The sequence below is a fragment of the Methylobacterium sp. ARG-1 genome, assembly GCF_001262595.1.
GTDB lineage: Bacteria > Pseudomonadota > Alphaproteobacteria > Rhizobiales > Beijerinckiaceae > Methylobacterium > Methylobacterium brachiatum.
Map to the genome: position 1 here is coordinate 57,661 of NZ_LHCD01000007.1, position 22,011 is coordinate 79,671.

16 protein-coding genes and 1 pseudogene are annotated in these 22,011 nt (G+C 69.4%); 8 read left to right on the forward strand and 9 right to left on the reverse strand.

Going from position 1 to position 22,011, the window contains the following annotated elements; genetic code table 11:
* Positions 1-56: 56 nt before the first annotated feature.
* Genes AKJ13_RS09620 through AKJ13_RS09630 form a run of 3 tightly spaced genes read right to left on the reverse strand, consistent with a single transcriptional unit; the run spans position 57 to position 4,976 of the window.
* Positions 57-1,658 (reverse strand): flagellin, encoded by a 1,602-nt coding sequence (locus AKJ13_RS09620; RefSeq protein ID WP_050733134.1) that lies wholly within the window; start codon positions 1,656-1,658, stop codon positions 57-59.
* Between the two features lie 2 nt (positions 1,659-1,660).
* Positions 1,661-3,562, reverse strand: a complete 1,902-nt coding sequence (flgK, locus tag AKJ13_RS09625) for a flagellar hook-associated protein FlgK (protein WP_050733135.1) — start codon at positions 3,560-3,562, stop codon at positions 1,661-1,663.
* A gap of 34 nt (positions 3,563-3,596) precedes the next feature.
* Complete coding sequence (locus tag AKJ13_RS09630) at positions 3,597-4,976, reverse strand: flagellar hook-basal body complex protein (RefSeq protein ID WP_050733136.1); 1,380 nt, start codon at positions 4,974-4,976, stop codon at positions 3,597-3,599.
* 298 nt (positions 4,977-5,274) lie between these two features.
* Between AKJ13_RS09630 and AKJ13_RS09635 the strand changes: the two genes are divergently transcribed.
* Both AKJ13_RS09635 and AKJ13_RS09640 read left to right on the forward strand, forming a co-directional pair.
* Entirely contained in the window at positions 5,275-5,742 is a 468-nt protein-coding gene (locus AKJ13_RS09635; protein ID WP_050733137.1) for a BLUF domain-containing protein, read from the forward strand.
* An 8-nt stretch (positions 5,743-5,750) separates the two neighbouring features.
* Positions 5,751-6,209: a response regulator gene (locus AKJ13_RS09640; RefSeq protein ID WP_050733138.1), complete on the forward strand. Its 459-nt coding sequence runs from the start codon at positions 5,751-5,753 to the stop codon at positions 6,207-6,209.
* A gap of 358 nt (positions 6,210-6,567) precedes the next feature.
* On the opposite strand, the gene AKJ13_RS09645 is transcribed toward AKJ13_RS09640, so the two are convergent.
* Complete coding sequence (locus AKJ13_RS09645; RefSeq protein ID WP_050733139.1) at positions 6,568-8,181, reverse strand: peptide chain release factor 3; 1,614 nt, start codon at positions 8,179-8,181, stop codon at positions 6,568-6,570.
* Between the two features lie 190 nt (positions 8,182-8,371).
* On the opposite strand from AKJ13_RS09645, the gene AKJ13_RS32605 reads away from it, so the two are divergent.
* The 3 genes and pseudogenes from AKJ13_RS32605 (at position 8,372) to AKJ13_RS09655 (ending at position 10,719) form a co-directional block, all read left to right on the forward strand.
* Positions 8,372-8,590 carry a hypothetical protein gene (locus AKJ13_RS32605; RefSeq protein ID WP_244471566.1) on the forward strand — a complete coding sequence of 73 codons (219 nt, stop codon included), beginning with the start codon at positions 8,372-8,374 and terminating at the stop codon, positions 8,588-8,590.
* 14 nt (positions 8,591-8,604) lie between these two features.
* A complete protein-coding gene (locus tag AKJ13_RS09650; RefSeq protein ID WP_244471576.1) occupies positions 8,605-9,534 on the forward strand; it encodes a DUF1800 family protein in 930 nt (309 codons plus the stop codon).
* Positions 9,531-10,719, forward strand: a pseudogene (locus AKJ13_RS09655) (DUF1501 domain-containing protein). The gene AKJ13_RS09650 and the pseudogene AKJ13_RS09655 overlap by 4 nt, the downstream one beginning before the upstream one ends.
* Positions 10,720-10,786: 67 nt before the next feature.
* On the opposite strand, the gene AKJ13_RS09660 reads toward AKJ13_RS09655, so the two are convergent.
* Complete coding sequence (locus tag AKJ13_RS09660) at positions 10,787-11,833, reverse strand: low specificity L-threonine aldolase (protein ID WP_050733140.1); 1,047 nt, start codon at positions 11,831-11,833, stop codon at positions 10,787-10,789.
* A 322-nt stretch (positions 11,834-12,155) separates the two neighbouring features.
* Here AKJ13_RS09660 and rpsU point away from each other — a divergent pair, with 322 nt between their 5' ends.
* Positions 12,156-12,491: a 30S ribosomal protein S21 gene (rpsU, locus tag AKJ13_RS09665; RefSeq protein ID WP_007566403.1), complete on the forward strand. Its 336-nt coding sequence runs from the start codon at positions 12,156-12,158 to the stop codon at positions 12,489-12,491.
* Positions 12,492-12,872: 381 nt separating this feature from the next.
* Here the strand turns inward: rpsU and AKJ13_RS09670 are convergent, their stop codons facing one another.
* A complete protein-coding gene (locus tag AKJ13_RS09670; protein ID WP_007566401.1) occupies positions 12,873-13,265 on the reverse strand; it encodes a response regulator in 393 nt (130 codons plus the stop codon).
* 321 nt (positions 13,266-13,586) lie between these two features.
* Here AKJ13_RS09670 and AKJ13_RS09675 point away from each other — a divergent pair, with 321 nt between their 5' ends.
* Both AKJ13_RS09675 and AKJ13_RS09680 read left to right on the forward strand, forming a co-directional pair.
* On the forward strand, positions 13,587-14,375 hold the full coding sequence (locus tag AKJ13_RS09675; protein ID WP_050733141.1) for a class II glutamine amidotransferase: 789 nt from the start codon (positions 13,587-13,589) through the stop codon (positions 14,373-14,375).
* 122 nt (positions 14,376-14,497) lie between these two features.
* Positions 14,498-15,931, forward strand: coding sequence for an NAD-dependent succinate-semialdehyde dehydrogenase (locus AKJ13_RS09680; RefSeq protein WP_050733142.1), 1,434 nt, complete (start codon positions 14,498-14,500; stop codon positions 15,929-15,931).
* A gap of 41 nt (positions 15,932-15,972) precedes the next feature.
* On the opposite strand, the gene AKJ13_RS09685 is transcribed toward AKJ13_RS09680, so the two are convergent.
* The 3 genes from AKJ13_RS09685 to AKJ13_RS09695 all read right to left on the reverse strand — a co-directional run bounded on the left by AKJ13_RS09685 (position 15,973) and on the right by AKJ13_RS09695 (position 21,894).
* The gene (locus AKJ13_RS09685) at positions 15,973-16,179 is read right to left on the reverse strand and encodes a SlyX family protein (RefSeq protein WP_007566394.1); all 207 of its coding nucleotides are present in this window, start codon (positions 16,177-16,179) and stop codon (positions 15,973-15,975) included.
* Between the two features lie 60 nt (positions 16,180-16,239).
* On the reverse strand, positions 16,240-17,388 hold the full coding sequence (locus AKJ13_RS09690; protein WP_050733143.1) for a GGDEF domain-containing protein: 1,149 nt from the start codon (positions 17,386-17,388) through the stop codon (positions 16,240-16,242).
* Between the two features lie 423 nt (positions 17,389-17,811).
* Positions 17,812-21,894 (reverse strand): Pls/PosA family non-ribosomal peptide synthetase, encoded by a 4,083-nt coding sequence (locus AKJ13_RS09695; RefSeq protein WP_050733144.1) that lies wholly within the window; start codon positions 21,892-21,894, stop codon positions 17,812-17,814.
* Positions 21,895-22,011: the final 117 nt, after the last annotated feature.

Here is a 22,011-nt window from a genome sequence, read left to right on the forward strand (position 1 = left end):
GCGCGATTCACTGCGGGAAAGCGGCAGGACTATGGTCGTGGCACTGAATACAGGCGTCAGCTGATGTAGTTGACCAGCGAGAGCTTCGAGAGCGAGGCCGTGACCTGGTAGCTGGCCTGAAGCCGGTTCTGGACGTCGAGCAGCTTGGCGACGACCTCCTCGGTCGGGGCCTGCTCGATTCCGTCGAGGGTGTTCTGGACCGTCGTCTGTGTGGCGGTGTTGGTGGTCTTGGCGTTCGACAGGCGCGTCGCCGCGACGCTGAGCTGCGTGACCGTGTCCTGGATGCTGGGATTGGTCTGGTCGGAGGCCGACAGCAGCGCCCCGGCCTTGCTGACCACCGTCTTATAGGTGGCGCTGGTGTTGGCGTCGCTCGTGGTCGGCAGCGCGAACGCCATGGTCGCAAGGCCTGCGAGCACGTTCTGGATCGTCTTGTCGTTGGCGCGGGCGCCGGTGCCGACCTGGCCGGTGGCGCTGACCTGGACCGACTGGGTGTCGAGCGCCGTGGTCGGCACGGCCTGGGTCGGGTCCGCCGGCGTCGTGTAGGTGTTCTCGCCCTGGTACCACAGCACCGTGTTGGTCGGGGTGGCAGCCACGTAGCCGGTCGGGTTCTTGGCCGCATCGTACGTGATGCGCTGGGGCATGATCCCGGTCCCCGACGGACCGCCCCGGGCCGAGCCGGTGAAGAAGTCCTGGGTGACGGACGCCGTGGCGTTCACCGCCAGGGTGCCGGTGGCCGCCCCCTTGAGGGCGTTGGTCAGCGTCGCGGACAGGTTCTTCATCGTGTCGGCCGCGGTGGCGCCGATGGCGAAGCTGGTGGTCGAGGTCGAGTCGGCGCTGGCGGCCGCGCTCAGGGTCACGGTGGTGGAGGTGCCGTCCGGCATCTTCAGCGCGAAACTGACGCTGTCGCCCACCGCTGGCTGGGCCGCCAGACCGATGGTGAGAGAGGCCGGGCCGGTACCGGTGATCGCGGCGTTGAGCGCCGTCCCGGTGGTGGTCGGGGTGCCGGACAGGGTGAAGCCGAATCGGCCCCGGGTCGCGGGGTTCGCCTCGTCGGTCACCTGGACGGAGGTGGTGCTGGGCGCTGTCTGGGTCAGGCGGCCGTTGCCGTTCGGTCCGAGTTCCGCGGTGACGCGCTCGCTCACCAGCGCGGTGAGGCCGGCCAGCGTGTTGCCCTGGCTGTCGGTGGTGCCGTTGAGGATCGTGTCGGCGTCGAGCACCGGCTGGGTCGTGGCGTCGCGGCCGCCGAACAGGTAGCTGCCCGCCGCCGATTGGTTGAGGGTGTCCAGCGCCGTCTGCAGGTTGGCGAGGGCAATCGAGCGGCCCGCCGTGGTGTTGGCCGCGATGCTCTGCAGGCCGTTGTTCAGGGCCGTGCGGGCGTCGGTGCCCAGCTTCGCGACCTGGGTCAGGCTGGTGACCGCGACGTTGGTGCGGGTCTGGGCGGCGGTGATGCCGGCTTCGTAGCCGTCGAGCGCGCTCAAGGTCGCCTGGGCGGCGAGCGCCGTGGAGCGCCCGGTGCCGAGCCCGCCATAGGTCTGCGAGACCTTGCCGCTGGAGAGCTGGTTCGACAGGTCGTTCAACTGGTTCTTGAGCGCCAGCAGCTGCGACGTGTTCCAGTTGGCGATGTAGGAGCCGGCCGCGAAGGGAGAGATCGTCGTCATGGTCAGATCTGCAGCAGCTGGTTGAGCATGTCGCGGGCGGCGGTGAGCACCCGGGCATTGGCGCCGTAGGCCGTTTGCAGGGCGATCAGGTTCGACATCTCCTGGTCGATATTGACCCCCGCCCCGGCGGAGAACCGGCTCTGCGCCGTGGAGAGGGCGGTCTGCTGGGTGTCGTCGAGGGCAGCGGCGTTCGAGGCCGCCGCACCCTGAGAGGCGATCACGTCCTGCGCGAAGCCGACCACGCTCGCTCGGTAGGGCGCCGAGACGCCCCCGATCCCGCTCGACGACGAGAAGGTCTGCTGGGCCGAGGTCAGGGCGGTGAAGATCGCCTGCGCGCGGCCCCCCGATGCGCTCTTGTCGGTGGCGCTCGAGGCGGTGAGCGCCGTGGTGTCGCCCGAGAGCGCCGGGTTGACCGAGATCCGCTGCGCGAAGCCGGTGAGCTGCGAGCCGCTGTCGAACGAGCCGGTGAACAGCCGCGGGGTCGGGGGCGGCGCCGCCGACACGTCGGTGAACAGGGCGAGCTGCCGGTAGCCCGTGGTCAGGTCGCTCGGCGAGGTCGGCTGTGTGATGCCGGCGCTGGCCCCCGAGACCTTGTCGGTGCCGGCCGCGGCCGGCCCGATCGTGACCGTTGCCCCGGTGCCGGTGGCAGTGAGGTTGGGGGCGTTCTTGATGCCCGCCGCCGTGGCCCGGCTGCTGAGCGCTGCCAAAGCGGTCGAGATCGCGCTGGCGTAGGTCGCGGGGCCGCCCGAGATGTTGAAGGTCTGGGCCAGCCCGCTGGCATCGTCGGTCTGGCTCGGATCGACCGCGGCGGTCGCGGCGTTCGAGGCGATCAGCGTGACGTTGCGGACCGAGCCGTCGGCGGCGGTGACCGGGATCGTCACACTGTTGCCGGCCTTGATGCCGGTCAGGTCGATGGTCGCCGAGGAACCGGTCACCGTGCCGGTCACGGCCTTGTCGGTGAGCGCGCTGGCGAGCCCCCCGGCCAAGTCGTCGAGCTGGCGCTGGGCCTGCGGCAGGATCTGGTCGCGCAGCTCGATCCCGGCGGCGAGGCTCCCCGACCGGATGGCACCGGGCGCACCGAGATCGATCTGGCCGCCGCCCGGGAGCGTGGCCGTGATGGTCCCGACCGTGCGCTGCGTCGGGTCGGTCGAGTAGCTCGAATTGGGGTTGAGCGACCCGTGGCCGTCGAAGGTCAGCGTCGCCGCGCTGCCGCGGTCGACCAGGGTCACGCCCGACCGGGTCAGCACCGAGACCGTCCCGTCCCGCTGGTCCACGGTCTGGACGTCCATGTAGCCCGACAGCGTGTTGATCACCTGATCGCGCTGGTCCTGGAGGTCGGCCAGGGACGCGGCGTCGGTGGTGTTCTGGATCTTGGCGTTCAGGCTCGCGACGCTGGACAGGAGCGTGCTGGCCGAGCGCGTGTCGGTGCCCAGCTGTGCCTCCACCCCGGTGCGCAGGTTCTGCACCGCATTGGCGGCGCCGTTGATCTGGCTGGCCAGCGCCGAGGCGTTGCTCAGCACGGTGGTGCGGGCCGCCGCGGAGGTCGGGTTGGCCGACAGCTCCTGCAGCGACTGGGTGAAGGTGTTCAGCGTGCCGTCCAGCGCCGCCGCGCTGCCTGGCGCCCCGAACAGCGCGTCGAGCTGGGAGGCGATCCCGGCCTTGGTGCTGGTATAGGCCGCCCCCGAGGTCTCGAGCCGCAGCTGCTTGAGCGCGGCAGCGTCGAAGCTGCGGGTGATCGCCCCGGTGGCGACACCGGAATTGTTGGTCCCGGTGGCGACCGTCGAGAGCGTCCGCTTGACGTAGCCGGCGGTGCCCGCATTGGCGACGTTCTGCGAGACGACGTTGATCGCCGCCTGCGTCGCAGCAAGGCCGGCGGTCGCGGTGGAAAGCGCGTTCAACGACACCTCACGGCCTCCGCGGTTCGGATTGCGTCCTCACTCAGCGGATCACGTTGAGCAGATCAGACATCATCGTCTGGGCCGTCGACATGACGCGCGTGTTCGCAGAGTAGGCCTGCTGGGTTACGATCATCTTAGAGAACTCGCTCGCAATGTCGGTATTCGACTGCTCATTGCTCGCGCCCGTGATCGTGCTGCCGTTCAGCCCGACCAAAGCCGGCCCGGATTCGGCGGTCTGGAGGTAATTGCCGTTTGAATCGGCCTTCAGCCCGTCGGGATTGGCGAACTGGGCGATGCCCACCGTGGCGAGCCCCAGCACCGAACCGTTCGAAAAGGTGCCGTTGATCTTGCCGTCCTCGCCGATCGCCACGCTGGTGAGCGTGCCGGCGCTGTTGCCGTTCTGGCTCAGCGTGTTCGTGGTTACCGCGCCCGACGTGTCGGCGTACTGCGTCAGACCGGCCGTGCCGACGTTCATGGTCATGTTCGCGAAGGTGTAGTCGCCCACCGTGACGTTGCCGAGCGGGACGGGGCTTGTCGTCGGCGCCGTCAGCTTGCCGGTGGAATCGAAGGTGAAGGCCGTTCCGACATTCTGCCAGGCCGTCGAATTCGCTGAGGCCGTGGGGTCGGAGGCGTAATAGAGGTTCCAGACCGCGGCCTGCGGCGGCGTCGTGGCGGCGTCCTGCACTTTGGCCCAACGCGTGCTCAGGGTCACCGGCGCGCCGGTCTGCGTGTAGGCGGTGATCGACGGGCCTGCGATGCTGTTGTTCACGAAGGTCCCGGCCCCGGTCGAGGGCACGGAGACGCCGGTCTGGCCGGTTCCGGTGAGGACCACGGCCGCCGGAAGCTGGTTGTAGACGTCGGACCCGGAAGTCGCCGACGCGGTGGTGGCGGGCGTCGCCGGAAGGTTCGCCGCGTAGGTCAGCGAGGTAGTCGGCTGGGCCGGCAGCGACGTGTCGCCGATCCGCAGCAGCCCGGTGCTGGTCGCCTGGCCGGTGACCGGATCGAGGTTGGTGCCGGTCAGGTAGCCGCCGGCGCCGTTGACCAGGTAGCCGTCCTTATCCTTCGCGAAGTCGCCCCGGCGCGTGTAGACGTTCGTGCCGCTGAAGGTGGCCGCGCCGTTCGAATCGCCGGTCTTGCGCACCACGGTGAAGAAGCCGTCGCCGTTGATCGCCATGTTGGTCGGGACGCTCGAGGCCACGACGTTGCCGGCGATCGTGTTGGTCAGCTGCGATTGCGCCAGGACCGAGCCGGCGACCTCGCGCTTCGGCGTGGTCTCGGACATCATGTCGACGAAGCTGGTGTCGATTCGCTTGAATCCGGTCGTCTGCGAGTTCGCGATGTTCCCGGAAATGTTGCTGATGGCGTAGGATTGCGCCTGCAGTCCGGAGACCGAGGTCTGCAGGGCGGTAAAAAGATCCATGGCATGCGATCCCGATACGCGCCGCACTGGCCCGCAGGATCAAGGGACCGCAACCGCTGTGCCAGAGCTAAGCCTTTGATTTATCAGGCACGGGCCGCGGCGGGCCCGGCAGCCCTGGCCGAGCGGGGATGCCGGCCCGGCAGATTCTGCCGGATCGGGGCCGCACCGGTCCGGCGCGGAGGCCGGCGGGCGTTTACGGGGTGTTATCCGGCTCGGGCGAAGATCGTCGACGGAGCAATCTGGGTGGGTCGCGTCCCGCCCGAACGCACACGCGATACGGATTTCGGATCTAGAGGTCATGCGGGCGAAACGGACGAGCCTCGTCCACATCATCTACTTCTCGCGCCTCAATCTGTCGGCGGATCCGGCGAAGCGTTCGGAGCAGATCGCCGAGATCGGCCGCGTCGCGCAGAAGAAGAACGAGTTCTCGGTGATCACCAGCTTCATGATCGTCGAAGGCAACTTCGCCTGCCAGGTGATCGAGGGCGAGCGCTCCTCGGTCCACGAGACCTTCGACCGGGTCAGCGCCGACCAGCGCCACCGGGACGTGCAGATCAACGAGTGGCGGGAGATCGCCAAGCGGGAATTCGTCCACTCCTTCAAGAGCGCCCAGCGCAACACGGCGAATGACGGCCTGTTCGCCAAGGCCAATCTGCTGCCGATGCTCCAGCGCGGGACCCCGAAGGCAACCGCGATCCACGGGCTCTGCCTGGCGCTCCAGAACGACGCGATGTCCCGCCAGGGCATCGACCACCTCTTCATCTGAGCCGAGCGATGTCCGAGAGCGATACGCCCCCGATCCTCATCGTCGACGACCAGGAGAAGCTCCTGCGTCTCGTGGTGATGCTGATGACCCGGATCGGCTTCCCCGACGTCGAGGGGGTGACCACGGCCGCCGAGGCCCTGGAACGGCTGCGCACGCGCCGCTACGCCCTGGTGATCTCCGACCTCGCCATGGAGCCCATGGACGGGCTGGCCCTGCTGCGCGAGATCCGCGGCGACGACACGCTGATGAACACGCCCTTCATGCTCACCGAATCGTCCTTCGATTTTGAGGACATCAACCTCGCTCACCAGGCGGGCGCGGACGCCTTCATCCTCAAGCCGTTCGACATGGCGGTGCTGAAGAGCAAGCTGAAGCAGGTGCTTAACCGCAAGCCGCGCAAGCGCGACGCTCCGATCGCCGCGGAATCGACGCTCACCGCGGATTTCCCCATGCTCGGGAAGTTCTGAAGCTCTTGGCAGGGCTTCCCCGTCGCCGGCTCACCCACCCCGTCATCCCGGGGCCGCGCAGCGGAGCGCGGGATCCGGAACCGCCGACAGACCGTGGTTTTACGACACCGACGGCTTATCCCGGCCAATCCCGTCATCCTGAGCTGCGGCGCCGCAGCCTGGGAGAACGCCTCCCGGAATCCCACGGCTGGCTGGAGGCCTCCTTCGAGGCTCGCTGACGCGGGCACTTCAGGATTAGGGGGTTGGTGGGAGTGATCCGGTGAATGCGGCAGTACGGATACGCGCCGCAGCTCACAGGTAGCCGTATCCGATCATCGCCGACTTGAGGAGGAAGCGAGACGCCCCCACCTCAAAGAAATCACGCCGCTCGCTTCTGATAATCCTTCACGTCGGTGAAGCGCACCGCCGGATAGCGCTCCTCCTCGTAGCGGAGCGAGAAGGCCGTGGTCGCCATGAAGACCGGCGCGCCGTCGAGATCCTTGGCCATGGCCGAGCCGTGGCTTTCGACGAACTTGTCGAGCTCGGCTTCCGAGTCCGAGGACACCCAGCGGCACACCGCGAAGCGCGAGGTCTCGTAATCCACTGGCAGGCCGTACTCGGCCTGGAGCCGCTCCTTCAGCACGTCGAGCTGGAGTGCGCCGACCACGCCGACGATCGCCTGGCTGCCGTCCTGGGGCACGAACACCTGGACGACGCCCTCCTCGCCCATCTGCTGGAGCGCCTCGCGCAGCTTCTTGGCCTTCATGGCGTCGGTGAGCTTGATCCGCCGGAGGATCTCGGGGGCGAAGCTCGGTACCCCGCGGAACACGATGTCCTCGCCCTCGGTGAGCGTGTCGCCGATCCGCAGGGTGCCATGGTTCGGGATGCCGACCACGTCGCCGGCGAAGGCCTCGTCCGCGATGGCGCGGTCCTGCGCGAAGAAGAATTGCGGTGCCGAGAGCGAGATCGGCTTGCCGGTGCGCACCAGTCGGGCCTTCATGCCCCGGCTGAGCTTGCCCGAGCAAACCCGCATGAAGGCGATCCGGTCCCGGTGGTTCGGGTCCATGTTCGCCTGGATCTTGAACACGAAGCCGGTCATGCGCGGCTCGGTCGGCTCGACCAGGCGCTTGTCGGCATCCTGGCCGCGCGGCGGCGGCGCCACCTTGGCGAGGCCGTCGATCAGGTCGCGCACGCCGAAATTGCGCAGCGCCGAGCCGAAGAACACCGGCGTCAGGTGGCCCTCGCGGAACGCGTCGAGATCGAACGGCTTCAGCCCGCCCTCGGCCAGCTCCACCTCCTCGCGCCACGCATCGGCGGCGCCGTTCTCGGTGAGCAGCTCGTCGAACAACGGGTCCTGGGGGCCCGACACCGTGACCATGCCGGCATCCTCGGCGGCGTCGAGCCGGCGCACGCGGTTGCCGCCGAGCTCGTAGGTCCCGGAGAAATTGCGGCCGGTGCCGATCGGCCAGGTCACCGGGGCGACGTCGAGCGCCAGCGTCTTCTCGATCTCGTCGAGCAGCTCGAACGGGTCGCGGGCCTCGCGGTCGAGCTTGTTGACGAAGGTGACGATCGGGATGTCGCGCAGCCGGCAGACCTCGAACAGCTTGCGCGTGCGCGCCTCAATGCCTTTCGCGGCGTCGATCACCATCACGGCCGAATCGACCGCGGTCAGCGTCCGGTAGGTGTCCTCGGAGAAGTCCTCGTGGCCCGGCGTGTCGAGCAGGTTGAAGACGCAGTCGCCGTACTCGAAGGTCATCACCGAGGTGACCACCGAGATGCCGCGCTCCTTCTCGATGCCCATCCAGTCGGACCGGGTCGAGACCCGGTTGCGCTTGGCCTTGACCTCGCCGGCGAGCTGGATCGCGCCGCCGAACAGCAGCAGCTTCTCGGTCAGCGTGGTCTTGCCCGCATCCGGGTGCGAGATGATCGCGAAGGTGCGCCGCCGCGCAACCGGATCGGCCGGCTTCGCTTCGGACTTGGTCTGCATCAGCATGGAGCGAACGCTCTGGGTCGGCAAAACGTGAGGGGCGTCGCCCGGCGGTGCCGTCACGGGCGAAGGTCTCCGGATCGTGTAGCGGCAAGCCCCGGCCTTGGCAAAGAACCGTCACCGGAGCCCTAAATCTGCGGTACAGGCGCGCCGGATCAGGCTGGGCCGGGCGACCACTTCGTCGGCGAGAGCACCGATGATGCGCACCGCACAGCTGTCGCTTCGCGTGGCCATCGCGGCGATGCTAATGGCCGCCGATGTCGCGTTCCTCGACGCCCTGACCTGGGGCGCCACCCCGTCGGCCTTCGCGCAGCTGCGCCGGGACGGCCGCGCCCGCTGGCTGCAGGCGCAGCTCCACCCGCCGGCCGAGCCGCGCCTGCCGCGGCTGCCGCGCAAGCGCAGGTCGACGCGCTGACGCCGCCGGGAACGCTGCTCGAACACGCCCGATCCCTCGAGGCGCAATCCAAGGCCGGCAAGGACTTGGCCGATCCGGAGTCCCGCAAGGCCGCCCAGAGCGCGTTCCAGGCCGCGCTGAACGATGCCGCCCGGAACGCCGCCTCCGCCTGGGTGCTGCGCGCCCTCTACAGCCCGGACCAACTGCGCGAGCGGCTGACCTGGTTCTGGTTCAACCGCCTCAACGTCCACCAGGGCAAGTCGACCCTGCGCGCCGCAGTGGGCGACTACGTCGACACGGCGATCCGCCCCCACGTCCTCGGACGGTTCCGCGACCTGCTGATGGCGAGCCTGCGCCACCCGGCGATGCTGCGCTACCTCGACCACGACGCCAACGTCTCCCGGGCGCTCGCCACCTACTTCCTGGGCCAGGCGCCGGACGACGCGCTGGTGGCCCGGCTGGCGGCGATCTTCACCCGCACCGAGGGCGACATCGCCGCCGTGATGGAGGCCCTGATCCGCGATCCCACCTTCGCGGCGGCGCAGACCAGCGCCTTCAAGGATCCGGTGCGCTACGTCTTCTCGGCCCTGCGGATGGCCTATGACGAGCGGGTGATCCTCAACACCGCCCCGGTGCTCGGCTGGCTGAACCGGCTCGGCGAGGGCCTGTTCAACCGCTCGACGCCTGACGGCTACGCCCTCGACGCCGCCGCCTGGAGCGGCCCGGGCCAGCTCACCACCCGGTTCGAGATCGCCCGGCAGATCGGCTCCGGCCCGGCCGGATTGTTCAAGCCATCCGCCCCGGACCGGCCCGAGGAGCCGGCCTTCCCGGTCCTCGCCAACGCCCTCTACTTCTCGACGCTGTCCGGGACGCTGAGCGCACCCACGAAAGGAGCGCTGGCCCAGGCGGTGTCGCCGCAGGACTGGAACACGCTCTACCTCGCCTCGCCGGAGTTCATGCGATGAATCGCCGTGACCTTCTCCGTGCCGCCACGGCCCTCGGCCTCTCGACCGTGGCCAGCCGCGTCTGGGCGGCTCCGAAGGCGGATGCCCGCCTGCTGGTCGTGTTCCTGCGCGGCGCCTACGACGCGGCCAACGTGGTGATTCCCCACCGGCAGCGCGTTCTACTACCAGGCGCGGCCCAACCTCGCCGTGGCGAAGCCCGATCCCAACAATCCGAACGCTGCGCTGGCACTCGACGCCGATTGGGGGCTCCACCCGGCGCTGCGCGACACGATCCTGCCACTCTACGCCAAGGGCCAGGCGGCCTTCGTGCCCTTCGCCGGCACCGACGACCTGACCCGCAGCCATTTCGAGACCCAAGACACGATCGAGCTCGGCCAGACGGTCGGCGCCACCCGCGACTACAATTCCGGCTTCATGGCGCGGCTCGCCGCGGAGCTGACCCGGGTCAGGCCGATCGCCTTCACGGAGCAGATGCCGCTGACCTTCCGGGGCGGCGAGACCGTGCCGAACGTCGCCATCAACGGGGTCGCCGAGCCGGGTCTCGATGCCCGGCAGGCCAGGCTGATCGCCGCCATATACAGCGATACCAAGCTGGCCGGCGCCGTGGCCGAGGGATTCCGCGTGCGCGACGCGGTCTACAACACGATCTCGAACCATGCCGGACAGGCCGACCGCGGCGCGGTCTCGCCGAAGGGATTCGAGCTCTCGGCGCGGCGCATCGGCCGGCTGATGCGCGAGACCTTCAACCTCGGCTTCGTCGATGTCGGCGGCTGGGACACCCACGTGAACCAGGGCGCCGGCACCGGCTATCTCGCTGACCAGCTCAGCGAACTGGGCCGGGGCCTGGCGGGCTTCGTCGAGGAGATCGGGCCGGGCTGGTCCGAGACCGTCGTGGTGGTGCTGTCCGAGTTCGGCCGCACCTTCCGAGAGAATGGAAACCGCGGCACCGATCACGGCCACGGCAGCGTCTACTGGGTGCTGGGCGGCGGGATCCGGGGCGGCCGCATCGTCGGACCGCAGGTCCGTGCCGACGCGGCGCATCTGTTCCAGAACCGGGATTACCCGGTGCTCACCAACTATCGCGCCCTGCTCGGCGGCCTGCTCCAGCGCCTCTACGGCCTGGATCAGGCGAGTCTCCGCCGGGTCTTCGCCGGCGCCGAGCCTGCCGATCTCGGGCTGATCTGAACGGCCTCCGTCAGGGCCCCGCGCCGATCAACCGCCCAAGGGCCCCGAGCTGGTTGGAAACCCGGCCTCAGGCGGCCTCGGCTGCCAGGGCGCGCAGATCGGCGACGAGGGCGTCGACGCGCGCGGTCTCGGCATCCCAGGCGAACATGAACCGCGCCCCGCCGCCGATGAAGGTGTAGAACCGCCAACCCCGCGCCCGCAGCCGCTCCATGGTCGCGGCCGGCATCGCCAGGAAGACGGCGTTGGCCTCGACGGGGAACAGCGCGCGGATCCCCGGGAGCCCGGCGACGGCATCGGCGAAGCGCCGGGCGCAGGCATTGCCGTGGGCGCCGTTCCGCAGCCAGGCGCCGCTCTCCAGCATGCCGACCCAGGGGGCGGACAGGAAGCGCATCTTCGAGGCGAGCTGGCCGGCCTGCTTGCACCGGAAGCCGAAATCCTCGGCGAGCTTGGGATCGAAGAACACCACCGCCTCGCCGGCATGCATGCCGTTCTTGGTGCCGCCGAAGCACAGCACGTCGATCCCGGCCCGCCACGTCATGTCGGCAGGGCTGCATCCCAGGCTGGCGCAGGCATTGGCGAAGCGCGAGCCGTCCATATGCAGGGCGAGGCCGAGGGCCCGGCAGGTGGCCGACAGCGCCCGCAGCTCGGCCAGCGTGTAGACCTGCCCGGTCTCGGTCGGCTGGGTGATCGTGACCACCCGCGGGCGCGGGAAGTGGATGTCGCTGCGGTTGGTGGCGAGCCCGCGGATCGCCTCCGGGGTGAGCTTGCCGCCCTCGGTGCGCACCGTGAGCAGCTTGGAGCCGTTGGAGAAGAATTCCGGCGCCCCGCACTCGTCGGTCTCGACATGGGCCGAATCGGCGCAGATCACGCTGTGGTAGGATTGGCACAGGGCGGCCAAAGCGAGGGCATTCGCGGCGGTGCCGTTGAAGGCGAAGAACACCTCGCACTCGGTCTCGAACAGGCGGCGGAACGCGTCCGCGGCCCGGGCCGTCCAGGCATCCTCGCCGTAGGCCGGCGCGTGACCGCGATTGGCCGCCTCCATGGCGGACCACGCCTCCGGGCAGATGCCGGAGTAATTGTCACTGGCGAATTGCTGCGAGTCGTCGTTTTGCATGGACACAGCCTAGATCCGCGTCCGATCGCGTTGCAATCGGGCCTTGCGCCAAATCGAGGCCGTGCCGGGCTGGTGCGCGTCGAACCGGTATCCGACTCGCCGCCAGGGGTTTCGAGACCGCCGTGGCGAAGATCGCTGCCGCGAAGATGTTGGAACTGGTTCGCGCTTGGTGTAGAAGGCGCGCCAAGGCGTGGGCTCCACGCCGATTCGGAAACCGACGTTCCCGTCCCTCCCGGGTTCTCCCGGGCGAGGGACGTTGCCGGTTTCCAGATCGGCGGCGGGCTGCGCGAGCCCCAAATCCAGGTCCAGAGGATCAAGTCCGTTGCAGGTACTCGTTCGCGATAACAACGTCGATCAGGCGCTCCGCGTCCTCAAGAAGAAGATGCAGCGTGAAGGCATCTTCCGTGAGATGAAGCAGCGCAAGGCTTATGAGAAGCCGTCCGTCCGCAAGGCGCGCGAGAAGGCGGAAGCCGTCCGCCGCGCCCGCAAGCAGGCGCGCAAGACCGCGATCCGCGAGGGTCTGATCGCCGCTCCGAAGCCGAAGCCTCGTTTCCCGGCTGGCAGCCGCCGCCCCGGCTTCCCGTCGCCGTCCGCCGCCGGCCCGCAGGGCGGCAACGCCGCCGGCCAGGTTCCGGTGAACCCGGCGCCCGTCGCCTAAGACGTTCGTCACCGAACGGCACGAGCCCGGACCGCGCGAGCGGCCGGGCTTTTTGCGTTCGATCATCGTTTAGATCGTGAGGGTTATGGGCGCGGCCGCAGCTGCGGTTATCCCATAAGCCTCCCATTCGTTGCCAAGTCCCGTCATTGCGAGCGCAGCGAAGCAACCCAAAGCAGCGCGCGCTGCCCGGACATGTTGTTTTCCTGGGTTGCTTCGCTGCGCTCGCAATGACGACAGAAGACGCCGCAACGCAGTGCCGGCAACCATCTGTGCGGCTGAGCAGGATCACAGCGCGCGCGTCCGTGCCGGGATAGGGCCTCCGCGGAGCCCGGATACGCGGCCCCTCCCCTCTTACCGGGAGGAGGCGCGCCGCGCCCCGTTTCAGGCCGCCTTGGCGGCCATCGTGGCGTGCTCGGCCTGGACCAGCACGTCGAGCGCCCGCCAGGGCTTCTGCATGTAGACCGCCTGGTTGGGCAGACGTTCGTCGCGGCTCGCCCCGGACGTGACGACCACGCGCACATCCGGCCAGCGGCGCTCGACGGCCTGGGCGAGCGACACGCCGTCCATGGCGCCCGGCAGGCGGATATCGGCGAACAGCAGCGCCACGGTGACGTCGGATCGCTCCAGCACAGAAAGCGCGGCCTCGGCGCTCTCGCAGGCAATCACGCCGAGATCGCTCTCTTCCAGGACCGCGGTCGCGAGATCGCGCACCGCCGCGTCGTCCTCCACGACAAGGGCCACGGGGGCGGAACACTCGGGCTGTGCGCGATCCATGTAAATCTCCTGTTCTGGTTTGCGTTCGACCCCTCGACGGGTCGCGGCCTCATCGATGGACCGCTGATTCCCCGATTCGGCCATGGTGACCTGCGAGGAGCCGGCTCACAAGTGTCCCCGTGGTCGAGCCGTTCTTGCCCGCTCCGCGATCAAGCGGCGCCATTTTTGCTCGGATCGCCCGAAAATGGCGCAGCTGGGTCGCGGTTAAGAAACTGTTCACCCGTGTGGACCGACTGTTAATCTCATTCGCAGGCACCCGTTCCGTTCCGGGGGTGACCTTCAGCGGATCGCGCACGGACCACAGAAGGATCGACGTCCGACATGTGCCGTTTCCTCGCCTATAGCGGTGAGCCGGTCTTTCTCTCGGACCTGGTCTGCGCGCCGACGCATTCGCTGGTGCACCAATCCCTGCACGCCGACGAGGGGAAGACCGAGACCAACGGCGACGGGTTCGGCATCGGCTGGTACGGCGAGCGCCCGGAGCCCGGCGTCTATCGCGACATCTCCCCGGCCTGGTCGGACGAGAACCTGACCAACCTCTGCGGCCAGGTGCGCGCGCGGACCTTCTTCGCCCATGTGCGCGCCTCGACCGGCACCGCCACGGCCCGGGCGAATTGCCATCCGTTCGTCTACGGGCGGCACCTGTTCATGCATAACGGCCAGATCGGCGGCTACCACCGCATCAAGCGGCGGTTGGAAGCGCTGATCCCGGACACGTTCTACGATCACCGGCGCGGCAGCACCGATTCCGAGGCGATCTTCCTGCTGGCCCTGGCCAACGGGCTCGCGCAGGACCCGGTCGGCGCCATGGCCCGTACCCTGGAGACGGTCCGCGGCCTGATGAAGGAGGCGGGCGTCTCGGAGCCGCTGCGCTTCACCGCCCTGCTCACCGATGGCGAGACGCTGACCGCCTATCGCTGGGCTTGCGACGGCCGCCCGCCGAGCCTGTATTTCCGCGATGGCCCGGGCGGGATCGTGGTCGTGTCCGAGCCGATCGACGGCTGCCGCGAGGGCTGGCAGGTCGTCCCGAAGGGCGGCACCCTGCGGGCCCGGCGCGGCAGCGCCACCATCGTCTCGGGCCCCGAGGCCATTTGCTCCCGGGCCGCCTGACCGGGTTTCGGCGGCGAACGCTCCGATCCGACCTCAGCCATGCCGCGAGCGGGATTGTCGATCCGCGCCACGTTGCCACATGTCGGCCACGGCCGATCGTGCGGCCGAGCGGGAATTGACCGATGTATCCGGATACCGAGCTTCACATTGCCGGACGCTGGCGCGCGGGCGCCGACCGGGAGACCCTGGGCGTCCTGAATCCGGCCACGGGCGAGACGATCGGCCAATGCGCCGTCGCCACTACGGCGGATCTCGACGAGGCCCTGGCCGCGGCCGCCCGTGCCTTCCCGGCCGGGCGGAAGGTATCGGCCTTCGAGCGCGGCAAGCTGATGCGCAAGGCCGCCGACCTGCTGCGCAGCCGCGCCGACGAGATCGCCCGCATCATGACTCAGGAGCAGGGCAAGCCTCTGGCCGAGTCGCGGGTCGAGACCCTGGCGGCCGCCGACATCATCGACTGGTTCGCCGAGGAGGGTAAGCGCGCCTACGGCCGCGTCATCCCGGCCCGCGCCGACGGCGTGCTGCAGGCGGTGGTGCGCGAGCCCGTCGGCCCCGTGGCCTGCTTCACCCCCTGGAACTTCCCGATCAACCAGGCGGTCCGCAAGATCTCGGCGGCGCTCTGCACCGGCTGTACGGTGATCCTCAAGGGGCCCGAGGACACGCCGGCGAGCTGCGCCGCCTTGGTCCGCGCTTTCCTGGATGCCGGCATTCCGGGCGATGCCCTGTCGCTGGTCTACGGCGACCCGGGGACGATCTCGGGCTACCTGATCCCGCACCCGGTGATCCGCAAGATCTCGTTCACGGGCTCGACGGTGGTCGGCAAGAAGCTCGCGGCGCTGGCCGGGGAGCACATGAAGCGCGCCACGATGGAGCTCGGCGGGCACGCCCCGGCGATCGTATTCGGCGATGCCGACGTGGAGAAGGCGGTCTCGGTGCTGGCCCCATCCAAGTTCCGGAACGCCGGACAGGTCTGCGTCTCGCCGACCCGGTTCCTGGTCCACGATTCGGTGTTCGACCGGTTCGTCGAGGGCTTCACCAACCACGCCAAGAGCCTGAAGGTCGGCGACGGCCTCGACCCCGATACCAAGATGGGCCCGCTGATCCACGGGCGTCGCCTGGAGGCGATCGAGGCGCTCACCGCCGATGCCGAATCGGCCGGGGCGTCGCTGCGAACCGGCGGCAAGCGCATCGGCAACCGCGGCAACTTCTTCGAGCCGACGGTCTTCACCGAGGTGCCGCTGACCGCCCGGATGATGAACGAGGAGCCGTTCGGCCCGGTGGCCATGATCAATCGGTTCTCGGAGGACGAGGAGGCGCTCATTGAGGCCAACCGCCTGCCCTACGGGCTTGCGGCCTACGCCTATACCCGCTCGGCCGAGCGGGCCGCGCGGGTGGCGAACATGGTGGAGAGCGGGATGATCTCGATCAACCACCACGGCCTCGCGGTGCCGGAGACGCCCTTCGGCGGCGTCAAGGAATCCGGCTACGGCAGCGAGGGCGGCTCGGAAGCGCTCGACGCCTATCTGGTGACCAAGTTCGTCACGCAGGCCAACTTCTGATCCCGTCCCGGCGCGTCGCCGAAAGCGGCGCGCCGACATCGTCAATAATGCGGCGGCGGCGGTTCCGGCCCGCGCGGCGCGGACCGGGCCGCCGCTTCCTCGACCTGATCCCGCAGCGCCGCGACCTGGCGGACCAGCCGGTCGATCACCCGCCATTGCTCCGTGACGGTGCGGTTCAGATCCTCGATGACCGAGTCCTGCTCGGTGAGGCGCATCTCCAGGCGATCGATGCGGGTGGGCTCGTCCATGGCCGGTCTCCAATCCGGCCCGCGATACCGCATCCGCGGCCGGTTTCCGACTGCGCCGGCTTACGCCGCCTGCACCCGCTCCGCCATCGCGACCCGGTCGCGCCCGCCATGTTTGGCGACGTAGAGCGCGGCATCAGCACGACGCATCAGGGCCTCGTAATCGACCCCGTCCCGGGCCTGCGCGATCCCGATGCTGACGCTGACCTGCAGGTTCGGAAGCTCCGAGACCGACAGGCTCGCGAAGATCCGGCGCAGCTCCTCGGCCCGCGCCAGGGCCTCGGCCGGGGAGACGTCGGGCAGCAGGCAGGCGAATTCCTCGCCGCCCAGCCGGCCGAGCACCGCCTCCCGGGGCAGCAGGGAGGCGGCCATGGTGCAGAACCCGACCAGCACGGCGTCGCCGACCGCGTGGCCGTGGACATCGTTGACCGCCTTGAACCGGTCGAGGTCGAACAGCAGCAGGGCCACGTCCCGGCGCGTGGCGAGTGCCACCGCCGCGGCCTCGGCGAAAGCCCGCCGGTTGGGGATTCCGGTAAGCGGATCCGTCGCCGCGGCGAGGCGCTGCTCGCGCTCGGCGCGTTCCTTGACCAGGGCCATGCAGGTGAAGGCCAGGGCGATCGAGAACAGCAGCGTGACGAAGCACAGGATCGCCACCCAGGGCGAGGTCAACGGGTTCAGCCTCGGCGGCGGCGGCGCCAGAAGGGTCGACGGGATACGGACAAGGTAGAAGGTGGCGTGCAGCCCCAGCGTCGTCACGGCCGCCACCCGCGAGGCGAGGCGCTCGCTGCGGCCGCGCCAGAACGCGCGGGCCGAATCGCCGGAATAGAGGGCCGCCACCGCGGACGCGTACACGATCCGGGCCTCGATCGATCCGTAGAAGGCCGGCACCAGGCAGAGCACGCACCACATGGCGGCCCCCGCGAGCGCTAAGCCGATCCGGATCGGTCGCCCCTCGAACGAGCGGACGCCGCTCCAGATCAGCCCATAGGCCGCCAGCACGACGGCATTGGACAGCGCGATGGATACGAGGTCGAAAATCTGGCCGCGCAGGGCGAGGCCGGCGGAGCCGACGGCACCGAGAATATGCGCGGCGCCCCACAGCGCCAGGGCGCGCGACGCCGGCGCCTGCCGCCACGACAGAACGAACAGCGTGCCGACCAGCAAGGTCATCACGGAACTAACGATCAGCAGGGTGGCTGGATCGAGATGCACGGCGTTCTATCAGTCTCCGACTCGGACGATAGCACGAGCGATCTGATATTGGCTGGACCTAAACGCACGTTCCGGCTCATTTCGCATCAGCGCGACGAAAATACCGCGCCGATGCTTACACTTCAGCGGCATAGCAACCTTCGGTTGTGATATTGTGGGACGCCTCAGGCTGGTCCGGCCGCACAGATCTTGGGCGGCTGTGCGTCTTCAGGCCCGATGCGCCATGGATGTTGCGCAGTACTGGACGCCTTCGAACCGGTGCGACACCCGCCCTCCTGGGGGCCGGTCGCGATCCACGACGAAGGCTCGCCTGGTCTTGCCCGCCCCCCTGCGACCCGGCGCCCTCATCCTGAGGCGCCCGGCGATCGACGATCGGAGGGAATCTCACCATGAGGGCGCGGGTGGGGACAATGCCGAGACAAACTATCCCGCGTCGCGCGCCGCGTGGATCACCGGCACCGCCGGGGCCCCTTCCCACTCGGTGTTGGCGGGGATCGACTCGCCCTTCATGACGATGGTGAGCGGGCGCAGGCGCGCGTAGTCGCCGACCTTGGTGTCGTACAGGACCGTCGCGAACGACCCGACCGAGACGCCGCGGCCGACCACGACACGGCCGATCTTCATGATCCGGTCCTCGTACAGGTGGGTCTGCAGCGCGGAGACGCGGTTGATCGTTGCGTAGTCGCCGATCGTCACGCAGTCGAACTCGGTGATGTCGGTGGTGAGCATGCACACGCCCTGGCCGACCTTCACGCCGAACAGGCGCAGGACCCAGGGCAGGAACGGCGTGCCCTGAAGGTGTTCCAGCAGCACCTTGCCGGCGAGCCCCCAATAGGCCACCGCGATGGCCTCGGTGCGCATGGCCCACCACGACCACATCGGCTGCATGCCGGGCTTGTAGACGCCCATCAGCAGCCACTTCATCGCGATGACCGCCGAGGACTGGATCAGCGCGATGGCGACGCTCGCCGTGACGAAGCTGATCGCCAGCCCCGACCAATCCTTCTCCAGGATCGCCGGGTAGAAGTACCAGTCGATAACCGTGATCGCCAAGGTGATGTAGAGCATCGGCGAGAACGAGGTTGCGAAGGCCTCGAACACGCCGCGCCGGACCTTCGGCCACATCCCGGGCTCGTAGGTCTGGGCGTTCGATCCCAGATCGACCTTCTGGCGGGCGGGCAGCCGGATCGGCGGTGAGCCGAACCACGTCTCGCCGGGGCTCATCGCGTCGTTGGCCGGCGGCTTCGACTTGATGCCGATCAGCACGTCGTCCGGGATGACGGCGCCGGGCGGGACCACCGCATCATTGCCGACGAAGACCCGCGCCCCGGTGCGCACCGGCTCGAGATGCATCCAGCCGCGGCGGATCTCCTCCTCGCCATACACGACCTCGTCGGCGATGAAGTTCTTCGCGCCGACCTCCGCGAGGTCGTAGCGGCCGGCGAGATTGGTCGAGATCTCGGCGCCGTGGCCCATATTGGCGCCCATCAGCCGGTACCAGGCGCGCATGTAGACGGTGGCGAAGAGCGACGAGAGCGTCTCCAGCGTCACCTCGACGGCGAGCGCCAGCGACCACTTGCGCAGGTAGAACAGCGAGTGGACCGAGTAGGTGCCCGAGCGGGTCCGCGGCAGCACGATCCAGCGGATGCCGGCGATCAGCAGCACCGTGCCGGCGGTCATCAGCATGGCGGTCGGCCAGGTGAGGATCGGCAGGTACCAGTGGTAGTCGACATCGGTGATGTCGGAGAGCGAATCCGAGATCTGGTCGAAGATGAAGAAGGCCGGGAAGATCGGCAGCAGGCCGACCGCCGGGATCGCGCCGAGCAGCACGATATAAGCCACAGCGAAGGCGGCGCGGCGCGGGAAGGAGGCCTCGGCGGCCGCCGGCAGCTCGGCCGGATTCGCCAGGCCGACCTTGCGGCCGGGGGATCCGTCCCAGATCTCGGCCGGGCCGACCCGGGTGCCGGTCGGGATCGTGGTGAGGTCGGCGATCTCGGCCTGCGCGCCGATCACCGTGTCGTGGCTGAGCACGCAGGACGTGCCGATCGCGGCATCCGCGCCGATCTCGACCGAGCCGATCACCAGCTCGTTGCCGACGATCTCGGCATTGGCGATGACCAGCCGGCCGCCGAGCGACGCGCCGTCGCCGATGGTGAGCAGGTCGGGCGCGCCGATCTCGATGTCGGAGATCAGCGCGTCGCGGCCGACCTTGGCCCCCATCAGGCGCAGATAGACCGAGATCGCCGGCGAGCCCTGGAGCCACTTCACGTGGACCAGGGGCGCAAGACGCTGCGCCAGCCACCAGCGGTAGTAATAGGTCCCCCAGAGCGGGTAGCGGCCGGGCTTCGTCTTGCCGAGAACCAGCCACTTGCCCGCCACGGCGACCACCGCGGTCACGCCGTTGATCGCGATGTAGACGAGCAGCAGCACGCCAAGTTCGGCGAAGAAGCTGAGGCCGCCGCCGGTGAGCAGCAGGTAGGTCACGAACATGCCAAGCCACTGCGCGGTGGCCAGCGCGATGACGAAGGGCAGCGCGGCGGCCTGGGCCAGCCCGCACAGGGCCCGTCGCAGGAGCGGAGGCGGTTCGAAGCTCAGGTCGCGGACCGAGGCCGCCGCGCCCATGCCGCCGGTGCGGGCGATCAGCGCGTCGGCCATCGCCCGCATGGTGCGCAGGGCGTAGACGTCCGGCAGGGTGATGCCGGCGAGCGCCGGGGCCTCGCGCACCGCCGAGACGAAGCGGGCGGCCAGCAGCGAGTGCCCGCCGAGATCGGCGAAGAAATCGCCCTCGAGCGGGATCGGCTGGTTGCCGAAGACCTGCTTGGCCGCGGCGACCAGTGCGGCTTCCGTCTCGTTGGCCGGGGGTTCCTGCTCGCCGTCGGACGACGCGACCGTGAGCGGGGCGATCTTCAGCGCCTTGCGGTCGACCTTGCCGGAGGTCAGGCGCGGCAGGGTCTCGGCCAGCTCGAAATGGCCGGGCACCATGTAGGGCGGCATCTGGCCGGCGAGGGTCCGGCGTAAGGTAGCGGTGTCCACGGTCCGGCCGCGCTCGGGGATCAGGAAGGCGACGAGCCGGTCGACGCCGTCGTCCTGGCGCAGCACCACGGCGGCCTGGTTGATGTCGGGCACGCTGCGGATCCGCGCCTCGATCTCGCCGAGCTCGACCCGGAAGCCGCGGATCTTCACCTGGTCGTCGATGCGGCCGTGGAACAGGATCCGCCCGCCGGCATCGAGCGAGACCGCATCGCCCGAGCGGTAGAGAATCGGGTCGGTCCCGTCCGAGGCGAACGGGTTGGCGATGAATTTCTCGGCGGTCAGCTCGGGCCGCGCGAGGTACCCGCGGGCGACGCCGGGGCCGCCGATCAGCAACTCGCCCTGCTGGTCGCGGCCGAGCAGGCCCAGATCCTCGCCCGCCACATAGACCGAGTAATTCGGGATCGGGCCGCCGATGGTCACCGGCTCGCCCGGGCGCATCTCGGCCGCGGTGGCGACCACGGTCGCCTCGGTGGGTCCGTAGGTGTTGAACAATTGGCGCGAGCCGGTGGCCCAGCGGGCGACCAGCGGCTCGGGCAAGGCCTCGCCACCGAGCAGGACCAGGCGCACGGTCGGCAGGTCGCCGGAAATCATCGCCAGCAGGGTCGGCACGGTGTCAAGCACCGTGATCCGCTCGGCCTCCAGGATGCCAGGCAGGGACTCGACGTCGCCCATCATAGCCGGGCTCGCCACGAAGAGCGTCGCGCCGACGAGATACGGGACCCAGATCTCCTCCATCGACAGGTCGAAGGCGACCGAGGCGCCCTGGAACACGATGTCGTCGGCGCGCATGCCGTAGAGCGCATTCCCCGACCGGAGGAAGTGGCAGATGTTGGCGTGGCTGATGACGATCCCTTTGGGTACGCCGGTCGAGCCCGAGGTGTAGATCAGGTAGGCGGGATGCTCCGGCGTCAGGCCGGCAGCGCGGGCGTCCGGCACCGGCGCATCCGCGGGCGTCGCGGCATCGAGATCGGCCGGGGTCAGGGCCGGCGCCGCGTCGGGGGCGGCGGAGGCGAGTGCCGGCGAGACCAGCAGCGCCTTGGCGGCGGCATCCGTTAGACAGACCCCAACCCGGTCGGCCGGCGCCTCGGCGTCGAAGGGCAGCCAGGCGGCGCCCGACAGGGTGATGCCGATCTGGGCCACGAGGAGGTCGGGACCGCGGGCCATCCAGAGCCCGACGATGTCGCCCGGGCCGATGCCGCGATGGGCGAGGCCGGCGGCGATCCGCCCGGCCCGGGCGGCGACCTCGGCATAGGTCAGGCTGGGGTGGACGCCGCCCGCGATCACGCGCGCACCGTCGATCAGGCAGGGATGGTCCGGCCGGGCGCGCGCCGAGGCGAGAAAAATCTCGGCCAGCACCTCGTCGCGGATCAGGTCGGGGCGGTGCGCGCCGCGCAGCACGGCCGCCCCGTCCGCCGGACGCTCACGCGCCTCGGCAGCCGGTCCGGACCGGGTTTTCTCGGCGAGGTCGCTCATCCGCTGCTCCGCTGGCCGACCGAACAGGTCGGCGCATACCGTGGCGACCGCCCTATAGCCAGTCGATCATGCCGTTATCGAGGCGGCTTTGAACCCTGGGTGAAGGACGGCTGAGCG

Excerpts from the sequence above, each read along its gene's own strand:
- AKJ13_RS09630 (WP_050733136.1), bottom strand. The coding sequence starts at position 4,976 with ATGGATCTTTTTACCGCCCTGCAGACCTCGGTCTCCGGACTGCAGGCG.
- AKJ13_RS32605 (WP_244471566.1), top strand. The coding sequence starts at position 8,372 with ATGATGCGCACCGCACAGCTGTCGCTTCGCGTGGCCATCGCGGCGATG.
- AKJ13_RS09675 (WP_050733141.1), top strand. The coding sequence starts at position 13,587 with ATGTGCCGTTTCCTCGCCTATAGCGGTGAGCCGGTCTTTCTCTCGGAC.
- AKJ13_RS09685 (WP_007566394.1), bottom strand. The coding sequence starts at position 16,179 with ATGGACGAGCCCACCCGCATCGATCGCCTGGAGATGCGCCTCACCGAG.
- AKJ13_RS09670 (WP_007566401.1), bottom strand. The coding sequence starts at position 13,265 with ATGGATCGCGCACAGCCCGAGTGTTCCGCCCCCGTGGCCCTTGTCGTG.
- AKJ13_RS09640 (WP_050733138.1), top strand. The coding sequence starts at position 5,751 with ATGTCCGAGAGCGATACGCCCCCGATCCTCATCGTCGACGACCAGGAG.
- AKJ13_RS09645 (WP_050733139.1), bottom strand. The coding sequence starts at position 8,181 with ATGCTGATGCAGACCAAGTCCGAAGCGAAGCCGGCCGATCCGGTTGCG.
- AKJ13_RS09680 (WP_050733142.1), top strand. The coding sequence starts at position 14,498 with ATGTATCCGGATACCGAGCTTCACATTGCCGGACGCTGGCGCGCGGGC.
- AKJ13_RS09660 (WP_050733140.1), bottom strand. The coding sequence starts at position 11,833 with ATGCAAAACGACGACTCGCAGCAATTCGCCAGTGACAATTACTCCGGC.
- AKJ13_RS09695 (WP_050733144.1), bottom strand. The coding sequence starts at position 21,894 with ATGAGCGACCTCGCCGAGAAAACCCGGTCCGGACCGGCTGCCGAGGCG.
- AKJ13_RS09635 (WP_050733137.1), top strand. The coding sequence starts at position 5,275 with ATGCGGGCGAAACGGACGAGCCTCGTCCACATCATCTACTTCTCGCGC.
- AKJ13_RS09620 (WP_050733134.1), bottom strand. The coding sequence starts at position 1,658 with ATGACGACGATCTCTCCCTTCGCGGCCGGCTCCTACATCGCCAACTGG.